The sequence below is a fragment of the Leptolyngbya sp. UWPOB_LEPTO1 genome, from assembly GCF_017302695.1.
Classification (GTDB): domain Bacteria; phylum Cyanobacteriota; class Cyanobacteriia; order Leptolyngbyales; family Leptolyngbyaceae; genus Leptolyngbya; species Leptolyngbya boryana.
Genome location: NZ_JAFLCJ010000021.1, coordinates 81,625 through 97,456, shown reverse-complemented (window position 1 = coordinate 97,456; position 15,832 = coordinate 81,625). Strand labels below are relative to the sequence as shown.

The 15,832-nt window shown below is 45.2% G+C and carries 17 protein-coding genes; 8 read left to right on the top strand and 9 right to left on the bottom strand.

Going from position 1 to position 15,832, the window contains the following annotated elements; genetic code table 11:
- Positions 1 to 98, top strand: a 98-nt coding sequence (locus J0L70_RS25280) for an IS1 family transposase (RefSeq protein WP_502711026.1), incomplete at its 5' end; no start/stop codon positions are given.
- A gap of 2 nt (positions 99 to 100) precedes the next feature.
- Here J0L70_RS25280 and J0L70_RS25275 read toward each other — a convergent pair.
- Positions 101 to 484 carry a response regulator gene (locus J0L70_RS25275; RefSeq protein WP_287456351.1) on the bottom strand — a complete coding sequence of 128 codons (384 nt, stop codon included), beginning with the start codon at positions 482 to 484 and terminating at the stop codon, positions 101 to 103.
- 196 nt (positions 485 to 680) lie between these two features.
- A complete protein-coding gene (locus J0L70_RS25270) occupies positions 681 to 1,358 on the bottom strand; it encodes a response regulator transcription factor (protein ID WP_017288493.1) in 678 nt (225 codons plus the stop codon).
- A gap of 55 nt (positions 1,359 to 1,413) precedes the next feature.
- Between J0L70_RS25270 and J0L70_RS25265 the strand changes: the two genes are divergently transcribed.
- Positions 1,414 to 2,820, top strand: coding sequence for a sensor histidine kinase (locus J0L70_RS25265; protein WP_287456350.1), 1,407 nt, complete (start codon positions 1,414 to 1,416; stop codon positions 2,818 to 2,820).
- 69 nt (positions 2,821 to 2,889) lie between these two features.
- Positions 2,890 to 4,452: a Na+/H+ antiporter gene (locus tag J0L70_RS25260; protein WP_287456349.1), complete on the top strand. Its 1,563-nt coding sequence runs from the start codon at positions 2,890 to 2,892 to the stop codon at positions 4,450 to 4,452.
- 111 nt (positions 4,453 to 4,563) lie between these two features.
- Here the strand turns inward: J0L70_RS25260 and J0L70_RS25255 are convergent, their stop codons facing one another.
- The 5 genes from J0L70_RS25255 to J0L70_RS25235 all read right to left on the bottom strand — a co-directional run bounded on the left by J0L70_RS25255 (position 4,564) and on the right by J0L70_RS25235 (position 9,286).
- Positions 4,564 to 5,037, bottom strand: coding sequence for a phosphate-starvation-inducible PsiE family protein (locus tag J0L70_RS25255; RefSeq protein ID WP_287456348.1), 474 nt, complete (start codon positions 5,035 to 5,037; stop codon positions 4,564 to 4,566).
- Positions 5,038 to 5,244: 207 nt separating this feature from the next.
- A complete protein-coding gene (locus J0L70_RS25250) occupies positions 5,245 to 5,622 on the bottom strand; it encodes a hypothetical protein (RefSeq protein ID WP_017288497.1) in 378 nt (125 codons plus the stop codon).
- A 129-nt stretch (positions 5,623 to 5,751) separates the two neighbouring features.
- Positions 5,752 to 7,131 carry a magnesium transporter gene (gene mgtE / locus J0L70_RS25245; protein WP_287456347.1) on the bottom strand — a complete coding sequence of 460 codons (1,380 nt, stop codon included), beginning with the start codon at positions 7,129 to 7,131 and terminating at the stop codon, positions 5,752 to 5,754.
- A 1,035-nt stretch (positions 7,132 to 8,166) separates the two neighbouring features.
- On the bottom strand, positions 8,167 to 8,376 hold the full coding sequence (locus J0L70_RS25240) for a hypothetical protein (RefSeq protein WP_144056207.1): 210 nt from the start codon (positions 8,374 to 8,376) through the stop codon (positions 8,167 to 8,169).
- A gap of 85 nt (positions 8,377 to 8,461) precedes the next feature.
- Positions 8,462 to 9,286: a bacteriorhodopsin gene (locus tag J0L70_RS25235; RefSeq protein WP_287456346.1), complete on the bottom strand. Its 825-nt coding sequence runs from the start codon at positions 9,284 to 9,286 to the stop codon at positions 8,462 to 8,464.
- A 408-nt stretch (positions 9,287 to 9,694) separates the two neighbouring features.
- Here J0L70_RS25235 and J0L70_RS25230 point away from each other — a divergent pair, with 408 nt between their 5' ends.
- On the top strand, positions 9,695 to 10,729 hold the full coding sequence (locus J0L70_RS25230; protein ID WP_287456345.1) for an AI-2E family transporter: 1,035 nt from the start codon (positions 9,695 to 9,697) through the stop codon (positions 10,727 to 10,729).
- On the opposite strand, the gene J0L70_RS25225 is transcribed toward J0L70_RS25230, so the two are convergent.
- Together J0L70_RS25225 and J0L70_RS25220 are read right to left on the bottom strand one after the other, a co-directional pair.
- Positions 10,726 to 11,766, bottom strand: a complete 1,041-nt coding sequence (locus J0L70_RS25225; RefSeq protein ID WP_287456344.1) for an AI-2E family transporter — start codon at positions 11,764 to 11,766, stop codon at positions 10,726 to 10,728. The two genes, J0L70_RS25230 and J0L70_RS25225, sit on opposite strands and share 4 nt — an antisense overlap.
- A 150-nt stretch (positions 11,767 to 11,916) precedes the next feature.
- Positions 11,917 to 12,954, bottom strand: a complete 1,038-nt coding sequence (locus J0L70_RS25220) for a beta-galactosidase (RefSeq protein ID WP_287456343.1) — start codon at positions 12,952 to 12,954, stop codon at positions 11,917 to 11,919.
- Positions 12,955 to 13,129: 175 nt separating this feature from the next.
- Between J0L70_RS25220 and J0L70_RS25215 the strand changes: the two genes are divergently transcribed.
- Genes J0L70_RS25215 through J0L70_RS25200 form a run of 4 tightly spaced genes read left to right on the top strand, consistent with a single transcriptional unit; the run spans position 13,130 to position 15,824 of the window.
- A complete protein-coding gene (locus tag J0L70_RS25215; RefSeq protein ID WP_287456342.1) occupies positions 13,130 to 13,291 on the top strand; it encodes a hypothetical protein in 162 nt (53 codons plus the stop codon).
- 27 nt (positions 13,292 to 13,318) lie between these two features.
- Positions 13,319 to 13,657, top strand: a complete 339-nt coding sequence (locus J0L70_RS25210; RefSeq protein ID WP_017288506.1) for a phage holin family protein — start codon at positions 13,319 to 13,321, stop codon at positions 13,655 to 13,657.
- Between the two features lie 29 nt (positions 13,658 to 13,686).
- Positions 13,687 to 14,484, top strand: coding sequence for a superoxide dismutase (locus tag J0L70_RS25205; protein ID WP_017288507.1), 798 nt, complete (start codon positions 13,687 to 13,689; stop codon positions 14,482 to 14,484).
- A gap of 2 nt (positions 14,485 to 14,486) precedes the next feature.
- On the top strand, positions 14,487 to 15,824 hold the full coding sequence (locus J0L70_RS25200) for a ferredoxin reductase family protein (protein ID WP_268242867.1): 1,338 nt from the start codon (positions 14,487 to 14,489) through the stop codon (positions 15,822 to 15,824).
- The last annotated feature ends 8 nt before the right edge of the window (positions 15,825 to 15,832 follow it).

The window sequence follows — 15,832 nt, the reverse complement described above, 5'->3', positions numbered from 1 at the left end:
TTGCCAGAAAGACGATCTGTTTTTCCAAGACTGAGAAGATGCATGATACTGTGATTGGATTATTCATCAATCGTCATGAGTTCGGGCGAGCAGTATAACGTTATGCCCACACATCTAGAACACTACCTGTAAGTTGCTCTGTCACAATTTTCAGCAGTTTGGACGGATAAAAGGGCTTCGTAATATAGATTGCATTGAGTTGTGTTGCTAATCTGCGGCAACTCTCGTCTTCAGCACTTGTACAGATGATAACAGGAAGGCTAGCCGTTAAGTGATTTAATCGAATTTGTTGTAACACTTCTAATCCATTCATTCCAGGCATATCAATGTCTGAAATTACGAGGTCTGGATGCTGTTCTTGAATTTGTGCGAGTCCTGATTGTCCATCTGCGGCACAGACAACTTCATAGCCTTCTGGAATCAATAAACTGCACAATAAATCCTGGCTCAGAACATTATCTTCTAGAACAAGAATCTTGACCATTGTTGAATGATGAACTTAAGGGCAAAAACCCTAATTCTTTGAATCGACCTCAAGAATTAGGGTGCGGTAGGAATCAGAACCAGATGAATCGTCACAACAGCGCTTCGCAGCCTGTTTAAACAGTGCTACTGACTTCATTAGTACCACGGGAGATGTTAGAGAACAGGGGGGATTTCGGGGGGATTTCGGGGGCTTCTCAATCAAGTTGCTTCATCCGGTACCCTAAGCCGTGGACAGTTTCGATCAAATCATCAGGTGCGCCGACGTTTCGGAGTTTTTGCCGTAAGGTTCGGATATGAGTTTTTACGGCTTCTTCGGTCGGAGACTCGTCGATCGACCACAATCGATCAATAATTCCCGGTCTACTTAACACTCTGCGACCGTTAGCTAGTAATAGTTCTAACAGCGAATATTCTTTCCGGGTTAATGTCAGGAGTTGCTCTCCATACATCACTTCGTAGGTTGTCGGATCAAGGCATAAGCTCCCCCAACAGAGTTTAGGACGAATTCGGGTACCGCCCCGTCTCAGCAGTGCGCGAATTTGAGCCATCAGTTCTTCGAGGTCAAAGGGCTTTACCATATAGGCATCGGCTCCCGCATCTAGCCCAATGATTTTGTCGGCGATCGTATCGCGTGCAGTTAACATCAAAACCGGAATGGCAGTATTGCGATCGCGTAATTGTTGACACAATCGAATCCCATCGATTTTAGGCAGGGTGACATCTAATAACACCAAATCATAGTCCGATAGCTCAATCCAATGCCACGCAGATTCGCCGTCTTGGGCGACATCCACGGTATATTGACGGTTGGTTAACGCTTCCGTCAACATCTCTGCGAGTTGAATATCATCTTCTACAATTAGAATTCGCATTGGAGCTTGTAATCAGACTTTGTTAAATTATGCCGTTCTAGTCATAATTTTGTGAATGGTGACGATTGTAGATGGCTTAAAAGGAGTGCTGATGAAGAAGTCACTCGAAGGACAATGGATTCGGGCGGGGCTAGGATTCGCCTTTCTCTTAATGGGAGTTGTCAGTTTTGTGTCATACCAAAATGCAACTCAGTTAATGGAAAGCTCTCAGCAAGTGCGACAAACCAATGAAGTCTTACAATCTCTCACTGATATTTCTACAACGTTGACAGAAGCAGAGTCTGAACGCTGGCGCTATCGTTCATTTCAGGCGAACGAAGATTTAGAGCGGTATCAGATGGCAGTCAAGAGACTGAGTGATCAAGTGGATCAGGTACAGAATGTCCTCACCACTACCCCCGATCAACGATCACAGGTTGAAGTTTTAAAACGTCTGATTACTACCCGAATCGCATTGTTACAGCGCTCTCTCAAGGCTCGCTCCGACGCAAACCCGGCTCAAAATCCTCTCTTCGCTGAGCTTAGACAAAATCAGGAGGCGATTCGCCAAGTCATTCACCAACTCCGTACGACTGAAGAAGACCTCTTACAAACTCAAATGCGGCGATCGCAAACAAATCTTCAGGGCAGAATGCTGATTGAAGTGCTAGGAACCGTATTCACGTTTATCGTGTTGTCAGGAGTTTATGCCTTGCTCTATCAACAGATGGTCAAGCGTCAACGCGCAGAAGCGTTACAACAGAGCTTGGCGCAGCAGAAAGAACTGAGTGAGCTAAAGCTTCGGTTCTTTTCGATGGTGTCGCATGAGTTTCGCACTCCGCTGAGTTTGATTTTAGGATCAGCCCAACTTTTAGCAGAAAGCTTAAAACCCTTGCATGACCCAATCAAGCTGAAAAACTTAAATCGCATTCATGTCTCGGCTAAAGCGATGACTCAATTGTTGAGCGATATGTTAACGTTAGCACGCGCTGATGCAGGACAATTAGAATTTCATCCCGCTTGGGTGGAGATGCAAACGTTTTGTCTCAATCTGATCGAAGATTCTCAATTGTTCAGTGAATCGCGACGATCGATTAAATTTATCCAACAAGGCAGTACAACTCATGCTTGGGTCGATGAGAAATTGCTCTATTCAATCCTCAGTAACTTGCTCTCAAATGCCATTAAATATTCTCCAATCGACAGTACTATCTATTTCACGTTCAAAGATCAGATTGAACACATGATCTTTGAGATCAAAGATGAAGGGATTGGCATTGGAATCGAGGATCAACAAAAGCTTTACGATCCCTTTAGTCGCGGGAAAAATGCAAGAGGCATTTTAGGCACGGGATTGGGATTAGCGATCGTGAAAAAGTGCCTCGATGTACATCAAGGAACAATTGATGTAGAGAGTACACTAGGCAGTGGATCAACTTTTACGATTCAAATTCCCCACGCTAAGCTGCAAGATTCCGCTTAAGGTAATTCTCTCAATGATCTAAAAGCGCGTTACTAGAAAGGATAAGCTCTGAATTGTATGGAACATCTCATGCTAACAACATTGATTGCAGAGGCAACGATCGAAAGTAACCTCAAACCTTTTTTACTGGTTCTCGCTGTGTCTCTCAGTGTAGCAACTCTCCCTCAGTTCTTTGGCTGGTTTCGCCGGATTCCCTATACGCTGCTGTTGGTGATTGTGGGCCTAGGGTTAGCATTTGTTGATGTTCGCCTCGTCAATCTTTCTCCAGAATTAATTCTCTCGATCTTTTTACCCCCACTTCTGTTTGAAGCAGCATGGAATCTGAGATGGACAGAGCTAAAACAGCAGTGGATCCCGATCGCGCTGTATGCCATCTTGGGCGTAGTCATTTCCATTCTAGGAGTGGCATTTGGCTTACATTACCTCGTGAGCCTGCCACTTACGACAGCATTGTTAATTGGAGCAAGTTTATCTGCCACTGATCCGGTTTCAGTGATTGCTCTATTTCGAGAATTGGGAGTAGACAAACGCTTATCTACAGTGATGGAAGGCGAAAGCCTATTCAATGATGGGATGGCAGTCGTTGCCTTTAGTCTGTTAGTCGGATTACCTCTAGGAACTGCAACCTTGTCACTCCAATCGATTCTGGGTCAGTTTTTTGTCGTCGTTGGAGTGGGCGTTGCAGTTGGGACTTTGATTGGATTTAGCATTTCTTATCTCACCCAGCGATTTGATCTACCGCTTGTCGAGCAATCCCTGACGCTGGTTTCTGCCTATGCAGCCTATCTGATTGCAGAAGATTTAGGTGGCTCTGGTGTAATTGCAGTCGTTGTTGTCGGACTGGTTTTGGGGAACTTTGGGTCACGCATTGGCATGAATCCCCGGACTCGGATTATTGTGACCGAGTTTTGGGAGTTCCTTGCCTTTTTTGTCAATTCGATCGTGTTTTTGCTAATTGGGGATCAGATCCGCTTTGCAATCCTAGACGACAGTTGGAAAACGATCGTTGTCACGATTCTCGGAATGATTTTGGCGCGGGCGATTACAGTGTATGGTTTAGGACGGTTGAGTAATGCCCTCACAACCACAGATATCTCGATGCGAGAGCAAACCTTGTTATGGTGGGGCGGCTTACGGGGATCAGTTGCGATCGCACTTGCCTTGAGCGTTCCGATTGTCTTACCGGAGCGAGAAGAGATCATCGCTGTGGTGTTTGGCGTGGTTCTCTTTACTTTGCTGGTTCAAGGTTTAACAATCAAACCCTTGCTAGAAGTTCTGAAACTGCTCGGCGATCAGCCACTCCGCCAGCAATATGCTGAGGTAATTGCCCGGTTAACTGCGATGAATCGAGTGTTAGATCACCTGCACCAAGTCCAACAACGTCCAGGCATTGAGCCAGAATTCTATTGTTACCAAGAGGCTCTTGTGAAAGGAGAAATCGAGCGACTCAGCCAAGAAGCAGCGCAACTTCAGTCTGAGTATCCGAGTCTCAACGGCTTTGCAAATGACCAACTCCGCGAAGAACTTTTAGCAGTGGAAGCCGAAACTTATGCCGAGCTAGTTCAATCGGGTCAACTCAATCAAGAACTCGCTCCTCTGATGCAACACGCATCTGAAATAGATTCTGTATAAATGTGATGTTTAGGACTTATTCGCTCTACTCTTGTGTGATGTCCATATCTTGATTTCAGGGATCACAATCACTGCGTGATATCTCGGCGGGATGTACATTAACTACCGGAGTTAGGGCGATCGCAATTGAGAATTGAGGCGTTTGATTAACCAATAGCTCAGCGCAAGAGCGAAGATCGCAATGCCTAAAGCGATGAGTTCCGAATGACTAAACTTACTGAAATCAAAAATAATAATCTTGCGCGCGATCGCAATCAGCGACGTTGCAATTACGAGTTCTAGTCGAACTGTGTTTTCTTGTAAGTAGACCGTGATATTTTCAAGCAGTTCTAGCGCAATGAGGATATTGAGAAATAATCCAAAAATATCAATTAATGCCCGATTGAAAAATCCGAATGGCTCCTGTAATAAATCTCTAGCTAAAATCAGAATCAGATCCAGTAATGCGACAGATATCACAATCAGCATAGCGGCTGAAAGCACTTTTGAAACAAATTTTTCAAATCGCCGAATCGACCTCACATAGGTATCATCGGCAAAAAAGGATGAAAGATATTGAATGAACTTCTCCCCTACAGATCTCATAATGATCGCTTCTAATCATCAGCAACAAGAAATCTTGCGCGGAGGGTTTGACTCGCCCTCACTGCACAGAGCATTTCAACGTTAACTCACTGTAACCTTTAAATGAGTGCGTTCCACCGCTTGATTGAAGGTTTTGGTACGATCGCTGAAAAAAGATCACTCGAATATCCCGAACTCACATTAGCTGAGAGTTCGGGTTGAAAGCTATTACTGATACCAATAATTTTTCGGTGAGTAGGAATCTTGAAAACAACAGAAAAAGCAGAGCGAAGCAGAGAGTGCATCTAACTCTGCATCACTAATTTTCTCCGACACTCGCCATTCATCCAGAAACCTCAAAATCAAGGATAAAGCAGCTTGTCGGCGCACAAATTCTTTTCCAGACCCCATTGCTTCTTCAGCAGTTGCATAGACAGCAGAAGAAGTATAAACTCGCATCGGCTTAGGAGTTGGATCGTTCACATAGACCTGCCATCCTCCATCATGAGAAACAGCTTTAACGATGTGGTCTAAATAATAAACCTCAATCATCTTGCCTCCGCTTTTAACCGTAATATCGATGGTTCCTGGTTTTTCCAAGGTCATATCGCCTGAGGACTCTACCAAATAAGCGTTAAGATATCGGAGGGAAATCGGGGGGATGTCGGGGGGAAATGAGCCTAAAAAACTTGCAGTAAATTTGAAGAACGCTTTGTTTTCAAGAGACTGCCCTGTTCAAATACGTAGAATCCACCGTGCAACATTGAGGTAAATTAATACGCCGAATACGTCTACTGCTGTTGTAATGAACGGAGCAGACATCAAGGCGGGGTCAAGTTTGAATGCTTGAAACAAAAACGGTAGACCCGAACCTGCGATCGAGGCAATCAATGAAATCGCAAATAAACTAATCCCGACAGCAAGCGCGACTCCTATATCTCCTTGCAAGAAATAAGCCCACACGGTCACAATCACACCTAACATTGCTCCTAGAATGCTGCCTGCGATCGCTTCTCGTCGAATCACACTCAAGCGGTTCCGGAGTTGATCATTATCAGTGTTCAATCCCCGGATAATCACCGTAGACGATTGTGACCCAACATTACCACCCGTATCAATCAACAATGGAATAAATGCTGCTAGTGCAACCACCCGCTCTAACACATCTTCCTGACTGCGAATCACAGCGCTGGTTGCAGTATTCGTGACTAAAAGAACTAACAACCAGACCACACGTTTTCGGGCAATCGTGAAAAGATTAGCACGAAAATAATCATCACCATCCGATTGCAAGCCGCCTAATGTGTAAATATCTTCCGTCGTTTCCTCTTCTAATACATCTAGGACATCATCGACGGTCACAATTCCCACGAGACGCTGCTCACGATCGACAACGGGAAGCGCAATTAAATCATAGTCCTGAATGATTCGCGCTACCTCTTCTTGATCGGTATTCGTCTCGACCCTGACTACTTCTCGGTTCATAATCTGGCTGATGAGCACTTCCAAATCAGCAGTCAGCAAGTCTCGCAGTGAGAGAATCCCGTTCAAACGCCGACTGATATCAGTGATATAGAGATAGTAGATTGTCTCTGTTGATCGAGCGACTTGGCGAATGCGTTCGAGTGCCTGAGCGACAGTCCAGGACTCCTTGAGGGAGACATACTCTGGGGTCATCATTCGCCCCGCAGTATTAGCTGGATAGCCCAACAGCAGCGCCGTTGCATCGCGTTCTTCAGCACTGAGGTGATAAAAAAGTTGTCGCACCACTTTTGCTGGAAGCTCATCAAACAATCGCACCCGATCATCTGGCGACATCCCATCAACCACTTCTAAAACATCAGGTCGCTTAAAATCTTCTAGGAGGGCTTCTTGAATCGCGGGATCCAGATACTCATAAACTTCGATTGCTTCATCTTTCGACAACAACCGAAATGCGATCGCTTGCATGACCGATGGAAGATCCTCGATCTCGTCTGCAATATCAACAGGCTGAATGGGAACGAGGAGTGCTTTGGCTGCCTGGAAGTCCTTTTGCTCCAACAGCGGTTGCAGTTGCGATCGTACCCACTCCCTTAACTCTTGTCGGGTAAGATTGGGTGGAAATTGAGTCACGGTAGCTTCCTATTTCTGAAAAATAGTGGTTTGACCTTTTTTCAATGCAGTTTGGGAACGGATCACGACTAGGCACTTGTTCTCCATTGCTATTGAGCTATCTTGGGCTATTGAGCTATTTTGGCTCTCCTAATATCAATCAAGTAATCGATTCCGATTCAATTCATCTTGAATCGAGAAGCCCAAACATGAGCACATTACACTTGAATGCACTTGAATCCATAGGTCAAACGGCTTTACTATAGCGCCTCGCAATGAATAATTCGGAAGGAAATCGGGGGGATTTCGGGAGGAGCGTGACCCAATGAAATAGCATGAATGAGTCAGACAGATTGCTGACATTCTTCTAACAGTTTTACATCGCGATCGTGTTACGGTAAGTGCCGCCTAGAAAAAGCTCTCTGTTGCATCTTCAATGCTTTTTCAGATGGGCAATAATCAGAACACTCGATCGCGGATTGAGTCATCACGATCAAAGGGTTTACGGCACATTTGAAATAGTAGTTATCATGAAAAAATTGGCAGTTTTGACAAGGAATATTGCTTTCTGCCGAATGAATTCGCGCTCTAGATTCCTTTCTACCTTTCACGACTGACCAGAGTGCTATTCCCCATATCATGATAAATCCTAGAAGATGGATTACACCAAGACTAGAATTGGGTACAACATCCGGAGGCAGTGGATTAATTGGTTCTGGAGAAGCTTGGCTTGCTTGAGTTGTAACAAGTTTTATCTGAGTCATCTGAATTCTTCTGAAATTGCGGGATTATTCTGCATAACGCTTATAAATACAAGTTTTGCCATCAATTCAATTTGACCCAAAACCTCAAACGGCTCGATCGAAAAACGATTTGCTTTTCTAGGTTCATCTGTCGTGATTGGATTGTTGATCAACCCCTATGAATCCGTTCGGGTAGTATGAGAATTTGTCCACAGGTCTTGTGTCTTAGTAACTCTTGAATCTCAGGGCTTTGTTCTATGCGAATCGCTGCCGGATAGAGGGATCTCGGCAGCGATCGCTGAACTTCACGAAATTAAGGCGAAGTCGTTGGAGAGGTCGTCGGGCTGGCAGTTGGAGACACAGTTGGAGAGGTTGTCGGACTGACCGTTGGAGACACGGTTGGAGAAGCTGCTGGCGACTCTGTTGTTCCAGTACCCGTTCCTCCAGTTCCAGCTGGTTCACAGGCACTAAGAACAGCCGACAAACCAATCAATGCGACTAACAGTGCAAAAATCTTATTCATAATTTCTCCATGAGGTTGAGTGAAAAACATCCAAAACATCAATTCTGGAAACAACAAAACAATAAAATGGGTGAAATTCTTGAACTTATGGCAGGCTTCCCGGAAAGACTGGCGGTCTTCTACGGGATCGTCTGGACTGCTTGAGAGAGAAAGAATTCATGAACCGCATCGTACTGCTCACAAACCGCTCTTCGGCACTCTGCTCTTCTCGATGTCCTAAGCTCCGTAACCCATTTAAGTCAAGAAAGCTAAACACCACTTTCGAGAAAAAAGGCACTAAGCAAAACAGAAAGGTATCAACATTCTGATCAAACAAGCGTAATCCAGAAGGACCGCTAATCCAAATCAGTGGATAGCAAATCCAAGTAATCGTAAAGAATGTCGTTAGCCCCTTGTAGAAACTCGATAGCTCTGCATCCCCTCGCGTCTTCTCACGCAAGGGACCCCAAATCCCCCAAAGGACGATTAGAAATGCAATACAGCCGATCGAATACCACAAATACCGCACCCAAGGAACATCTGAAAGATCAGCAATTAACCCACTGACAATCACAATCACTTGGGTTGCCATTAAGGAAAAAGTCAATGTCCAATCTTTCGATTGATGGCGGTGCATTGCTGTCCAGGAGAGTGACAACAACAGAAGCGGTGTTGTTACAATCCAATCGGCATAGCGAGCAAAATGAGTCGTCTGACCTGCGATCGCAATCTTTCCTAGTTCTAAACCATCTCCGCTCGTGGGGAGCACCATGAGCAGATACATCAAGCCCGACCAGATCGGAATGAAAGTTGCTACAAAGTATTCTAGTTTTGGAAGACCACGAGGATTCCGACCTAACAGTGCAAAATAGATCGCTCCAATCGACATTCCCACAATATAAAGCCAGTGCCAAAGGCTCTGCCAATCCATAAGTTCCTTCTCCTCATCAAAGTGAATATCGAGCTTGCATATACCAACGGATTCACATAACACCATTGAGCTACAAGACCGAGAGCTAGGGATAAAATGCTCAACTTCAAGTTAAGGTTTTAGTCTTGAATTACAATTCATCACATAGCTTACTTCTGTCGATTTAGAGAAGCCACAATCTAACTTAATCATTTGTCTGTTAGCATCAGCGCCCACCCTGAGCATGTTCTGCAAATGTGACACAGAAATGACAAGCTGCATCATGAAAAATAGTTTGCTGTTGTCCTTTCTAAACTCAATCTCTGTCTATAGCATGGTTAATTCTTCTGCTTCAATCATCTATTCATACATCAATCAAGAATCAGAATTGATGCCCATATCAAAGAACATCCTCTAGAACTATCTGTTATGAAAATTGGGCAATGGCTTGGATTAATTGTGCTGATTGCTGCACTTTACATTGTTTGGCAGGTTCGGCAACTCTTACTACTAGGATTTACCGCGATCGTGCTTGCGACTGCACTGAATGGCGTTGTGCGTCAATTGCAGCGGTTTCGACTCAAGCGAGGATGGGCAATTTTGCTGACACTGGTGACTTTGCTGATATTAGCACTGGTAGCACTTGTACTGATTGTCCCGAATTTAATCGCGCAGCTTGCTGAATTAATTACTACCTTTCCCAGTGCACTGTCTGCAATTCAGCAAGGCATCAATTGGATTGAGAACCAAATTTTAGATCCCTACTTTCCGAATATCCCAAATTTTGACTGGATCATGACGCGACTTCAGCCGTTTGTCGCCAATTTATCGAGACAGGCAATTATCTTCTTTGCAAACTCGATTAGCGCAGTGTTTGAACTGTTGATTGTATTGATCCTTACGTTAATGTTGCTCATCAATCCTCAACCCTATCGTCACGCATTTATCCGGTGTTTTCCAGCTTTCTATCGATCTCGTGTCGATGAAGTGTTAACACGTTGTGCGACCGGACTCGAAAATTGGACAAAAGGCGCTCTGATCGAAATGATGTTTATCGGAGTGTTGAGTGGGGTGAGTCTATGGGTTTTACAAGTTCCGCTAGTTCTTGCTCATGCAGCCTTAGCTGGTATCCTCAACTTTATTCCCAATATTGGACCGACGTTGAGTGCAATTTTTCCTATCGCGATCGCATTCCTAGATGAACCCTGGAAAGCTGTTGCTGTATTAGTCCTATACATTTTGATTCAAAACATTGAGAGCTATTGGCTCACGCCGACAGTCATGGCAAATCAAGTTGCCCTTCTTCCTGCAATTACGTTGACGGCTCAATTCTTCTTTACAACTGTCTTCGGTGCATTAGGCTTAGTCATGGCACTCCCGCTCGCGGTTGTCGTCAAAACCTGCATCGAGGAAGTGCTGTTCAAGGATATTCTCGATCGCTGGCAACAACCGACGGGACGCTAATCCTGCTTTCCCTGCATTTCTTCCACTTCAAATAAGCTAATCAACACTCCCGCGATCGGAATCGATAAAAATACACCCACTAACCCTGCGACTCTTGCACCCACTAATAGAGCAAAGAACATCACCACAGGATTCATATTGATTGATCCCTGCATGATGCGTGGCATCAATATGTTCTCTTCGATCTGCTGGAGTAGAATGCAACTAACTAATACCGTGAGTGCTAATCCAATTCCTTGAGGCAAAATAATCAGCGAAATTAAAGTAATCCCAAGCGTTGCGCCAATCCCCGGAATGAGATCGAAGACTCCCGCGATCGCGGCTAATCCCAAAGCATAGGGCACACCTAGTAAAATAAACACAATGTAAACCGAAATCCCAAAGAAGACAGACAGTAAAAACCGTCCCCAGAAAAAACCAAGAAAGTTTTTTCTCACAGCAATAGTTATGCGATCGCGCATTCCTCTCGGAAAAATTCGGAGAATTAAGTCCCAGAGGCGCTTGCCATCCAAGAGCATGAAGAATGCAACCACCGCAATCACAATCAAATCGAGGGCATTGGCGAGTACATTCTGCACAGTTGTAAAGCCTAGCCCTAACGTTGAGAGTGCTCCATTTCGTAATTGTCCTTCTAACTCACTGAAATCTACATTGAGATTCCACCGTTGCAGCAGGCTTTGCAGATTACCCAGAAGTTCGGTCACACTATTCAAGAGTTGGGGTGCTTGTTCAACCAACTGTTGTGCCTGCGAGAATGCAGCAATTCCCAATGTTACTACAATCCCACCAATGAGCAACAAGCTAAGCAGGAAAACCAGAACGGTTGCCACTCCCCTTGGCATGATTCGTGATGCCCACCGCACAGGAAAGTTGAGCAGAAACGCAAAAATAGCAGCAAATACAAAAATAATAATAACCGTCTCAAAATAAGCGAGAACTTGAACCACTGCCCATGCCAATGCAAAGAGTAGTACATAGCGAATTAACTTCGTGTTCGTGAGATTGTCCCAAAAGGATTGACGATTTGGCTCATTCATAATGGTTCGATTGACTTTGAGTTAGAGCTTGCACAATAAAGTCAAAAATATCCTCTATCTGTAGGGATGTCGCAACATCTGCAAAAAACAACTTATCGACGGGGACGGATTTAAATTCTGTAGACGTGATAGTTCAGTGTGTGCTGTCCGCTAGACCTCGACAAGGTTTTGAATAGCCTGCCACCAATGATCTCGCCCGTTTCGCTGATGCCAATACCAATACTCACAGCCCCAAAGCATCACTGTGCGATAACCAAGATTCTTCACCATACTGATAAGTTCGGTTATACGCTCTGGAGATGCACTAGGGTAGTGAATATCATTCATTGCAACCAATTGATTCGGTTCCCAAGGTTCAGCTTGAGCTTCCGCAATCCATGCTTCTATGCGATTCCGTCTCATCACTTCCTGCCAGTCTTTGAGTTTCTCCCAATAGGATTCACCTGGTTCTAGGTAGCCATCATGACCATCGGGAACTCTTGTATATACATTAATTCCGATCGCATCTGCTAAGGCTAAGCTATTTTGAAATGCCTGCTCATCTTCCTCAATGTAGGTCGGAAGACCGATGGCATTGGTTAGCACCACTTTTTGCTGAGGCAGAGCTAAACTTCTCACCAACTCTACCTCCTGTCGCATAAACTCAGGGCTGAGAAAGCGATCGCCTGTAATCTCCATTCGCGCAAACGGCTCATTTTCAACTTGCCAATAGCGCACACTCTGAGCTGTACGAGTATGATGGATGACGCGATCGACAAAGCGAAGAGTGCGCTCTGCGATCTCCCGAGTATCATCTATGGGTTGGGTTGTATTTCGAGTATCTTGCTGGACTTCTAACCAGTGTGGAAAATGGAATTCAGGCCATCTTGGGGCTTTCATACCCACTGTCAGGATCACTTCTAACCCACGTTGATCGCTTTCTTCTAAAAGCCAATCGAGAACGCTAAAGTCATACTGATTTTCGATCGGCTCGACTTCATTCCAATAGCTACAAAGGCGGATTCGGTGGAACCCCAGATCACAGATCTGGCGGAATGTTTCTTGATAGTCTAGGTTGAGATACTCACACTGAAGCTGGCTGAACGTTGTTCCTAATTTGAATGAATGGCTCATTCGCATGAGATGCTTAAGCTGTGGGTATGCCACAACAGCCCCTGCACCAGATGCCATAAGGCTTAGAAAGCTCATCGTAGAAAGCGTTGTAAACTGTCTACGAGTCAATCTCTGAGAGCGAGAAGATCGGGTTGACAGCATCGTTTGCGTTGCTCAATGAATGGGAAAGCATGAGTTATGGGCGTGAGAGTTGCTTTATCTCTAGCCTTACCTCTAATAGTTGCTATCAAAACATGACAAGAAAGTGACAATGTTTCGTCTGTCCTCTGAATGGGATTTGCTGATTGGGGCAAATGCTCTGAATTCTGCTGAGGAGCAAATCGCGCGATCGAGACTTCAATGCTGCGATCGCGCGATTCGTTTTAAGAAGTTGTCACTTTTGAGTCACAATCTCATTGAACTGTTGAAGTAGCGGGATTTGAAATATGAGGAGGTTGCAATGGGTAGCATTCTCTTGACTTGGCTTGTGACGACTGTGAGCTTTCTCATGATTTCCAGACTACCTATCGGTGTTGAGATTGATGGATTTGGAAAAGCTGCGCTCACGGCAGTTGTTTTCGGAGTGCTGAATGCGTTCCTACGACCCATCCTATTGCTCTTTGGACTCCCCCTAATTATTATTACGTTCGGGTTATTTGTATTTGTCCTGAATGCAATCATTTTTAGCATTGCGGCAGAGATCGTTGAGGGATTCCAATTGCGCTATGGTTTTTGGAGTGCTTTGCTTGGCTCGATTGCTTTATCAATCATCAATTCGATCTTTCTGTCTTTTATTTAGATTGCCATAATTTTAGGAGATCTGTATCTATGCGAAAATTCCTACAGCATCCGATTACTTTATTTCTTACCTTGATTTTAGGTTTCTTTGTTGCGTGCCAGCCCCAAGCTTCCACTCAGCAAACTCCAGCCCAGAGTCCAACTGCGTCACCCACAGTTTCGACTCCAGTTGCCTATGTCGATCGTCCCTTAACTGCTTCTCCTGCTCAACTGCCACCCTTGCCCTATGATGCAGGTGCATTAAGTAAAGCGATCGATGCTGAAACGATGCGAATTCACCACGATCGACATCACCAAACCTATGTAGACAATCTCAATACTGCGCTCAAAGATCAGCCAAACTTGCAAAACCTGAGTATTGAAGCGATGCTGCGCGACCTTAATGCGGTTCCTGAAAATATTCGCAACACGATCCGCAACAACGCAGGAGGACATCTCAACCACACGATTTTCTGGCAGATCATGAGTCCAGACGGCGGCGGACAACCCACAGGAGCGATCGCTCAAGCCATCAATCAAACCTTTGGGAATTTTGAAAGTTTCCGTAAACAGTTTAATGAAGCGGGGGGCGATCGCTTTGGAAGCGGTTGGGTTTGGCTGGTGCGGAATGCTCAAGGACAACTTCAAATCGTCTCAACCGCGAATCAAGATAATCCCATTATGGAAGGCAACTATCCCATCATGGGCAACGATGTTTGGGAACATGCTTACTATCTCCGCTACCAAAATCGCCGAGCCGACTATCTGAACAACTGGTGGAATGTCGTCAACTGGAACGAGATTAATCGCCGATTCCAAGCGGCTTCACAACAGCAGGCGAGGAGTTAAGAATGCGAAGCTTATTGATGCACAGCCCGATCGTAGTTGCGCTCGGTTGGATCATTGCATTTCTGTTCTTTACGATTCTCCCTCTATTTGTTCTGCTCATCTATTCGCCGCCAGCGGGGCGAGGGTTTTGGCTTGACTTCTCGGTAGCGCTTGGCTTCATTGGCTTAGCACTGATGGCGCTACAATTTGCACTGACAGCCCGAATCAATCGAATTGAAGCCTCTTACGGGATTGATTTGATTTTGTCGTTTCATCGTTATACCTCGTTTGTTGCTTTTGTGATGGTGTTGGTGCATCCGCTGATTCTGTTTTGGGCGCAGCCGAATACCATTGAGTTGCTAAATTTTCCAGTAGCTCCGTTGCGGGCGCAACTGGCAGTCTTAGCAACTCTGGCATTTATGACGATGATTGTGACTACAATTTGGCGCAAACCACTCAAGATTCCCTATGAACCTTGGCGCTTGTCTCATTCGATTTTGTCAGTGTTAGCGGTGGGATTAGGACTGGGACACGCCTTGGGGGTCGGGAACTATCTGGGACTGTTTTGGAAATCGGTCTTGTGGTCAGCGATCGCACTTGTCGCGATTTGGTTAATTGTTTACATTCGCCTGGTTAAACCCTGGTTGATGACGAAAAAACCGTTTCTCGTTGAAGAAGTCAAGCCAGAGCGCGGCGATGTTTGGACACTTGCCCTTCGCCCTGTGGGTCATGATGGTTTCCGGTTTCAGCCCGGTCAGTTTGCTTGGATTACCCTGAACATTACCCCGTTTAGTATGCGGGAACATCCCTTTTCGTTGTCGTCAAGTGGAGAACACCCGGAGCGATTAGAGTTTGGCATTAAAGCCGTGGGAGATTTTACCAGTCGCATCAGGGACTATCAACCCGGAACAAAAGCATATCTGGATGGGCCTTATGGCGTGTTTACAACGGATCGCTATGAAGATGCGGCTGGATTTGTGTTGATTGCTGGCGGCATTGGCATCACCCCGATGATGAGTATGTTGGTCACAGCAGCAGAGCGAGGAGACGATCGCCCCTATACCCTGATCTATGGCAATAAAACTTGGGATGGAATTACCTACCGTGAAGCGATCGAAGAACTCAAAACAAGATTAGATCTCACGATCATTCATGTGCTGCGTGAACCACCAGAAGATTGGGAAGGAGAGACCGGATATGTGGATCAAGAATTGCTCGATCGCTATATCCCCAAACGTCGAGGCACTCGGCACTATTTTACCTGTGCTTCTCCCAAAATGATGGATCAAGTAGAGCGTGCCCTGCACGAACTCAATGTTCCTGTGACCAATGTGCATTTAGAGCATTACAACCTAGCCTGAATCAGCGG

Bases quoted from the DNA above. Each gene is read 5' to 3' on its own strand.
- J0L70_RS25275 (WP_287456351.1), bottom strand. From the start codon at position 484: ATGGTCAAGATTCTTGTTCTAGAAGATAATGTTCTGAGCCAGGATTTA.
- J0L70_RS25270 (WP_017288493.1), bottom strand. From the start codon at position 1,358: ATGCGAATTCTAATTGTAGAAGATGATATTCAACTCGCAGAGATGTTG.
- J0L70_RS25265 (WP_287456350.1), top strand. From the start codon at position 1,414: ATGGTGACGATTGTAGATGGCTTAAAAGGAGTGCTGATGAAGAAGTCA.
- J0L70_RS25260 (WP_287456349.1), top strand. From the start codon at position 2,890: ATGCTAACAACATTGATTGCAGAGGCAACGATCGAAAGTAACCTCAAA.
- J0L70_RS25255 (WP_287456348.1), bottom strand. From the start codon at position 5,037: ATGAGATCTGTAGGGGAGAAGTTCATTCAATATCTTTCATCCTTTTTT.
- J0L70_RS25250 (WP_017288497.1), bottom strand. From the start codon at position 5,622: ATGACCTTGGAAAAACCAGGAACCATCGATATTACGGTTAAAAGCGGA.
- J0L70_RS25240 (WP_144056207.1), bottom strand. From the start codon at position 8,376: ATGAATAAGATTTTTGCACTGTTAGTCGCATTGATTGGTTTGTCGGCT.
- J0L70_RS25235 (WP_287456346.1), bottom strand. From the start codon at position 9,286: ATGGATTGGCAGAGCCTTTGGCACTGGCTTTATATTGTGGGAATGTCG.
- J0L70_RS25230 (WP_287456345.1), top strand. From the start codon at position 9,695: ATGAAAATTGGGCAATGGCTTGGATTAATTGTGCTGATTGCTGCACTT.
- J0L70_RS25225 (WP_287456344.1), bottom strand. From the start codon at position 11,766: ATGAATGAGCCAAATCGTCAATCCTTTTGGGACAATCTCACGAACACG.
- J0L70_RS25220 (WP_287456343.1), bottom strand. From the start codon at position 12,954: ATGAGCTTTCTAAGCCTTATGGCATCTGGTGCAGGGGCTGTTGTGGCA.
- J0L70_RS25215 (WP_287456342.1), top strand. From the start codon at position 13,130: ATGTTTCGTCTGTCCTCTGAATGGGATTTGCTGATTGGGGCAAATGCT.
- J0L70_RS25210 (WP_017288506.1), top strand. From the start codon at position 13,319: ATGGGTAGCATTCTCTTGACTTGGCTTGTGACGACTGTGAGCTTTCTC.
- J0L70_RS25205 (WP_017288507.1), top strand. From the start codon at position 13,687: ATGCGAAAATTCCTACAGCATCCGATTACTTTATTTCTTACCTTGATT.
- J0L70_RS25200 (WP_268242867.1), top strand. From the start codon at position 14,487: ATGCGAAGCTTATTGATGCACAGCCCGATCGTAGTTGCGCTCGGTTGG.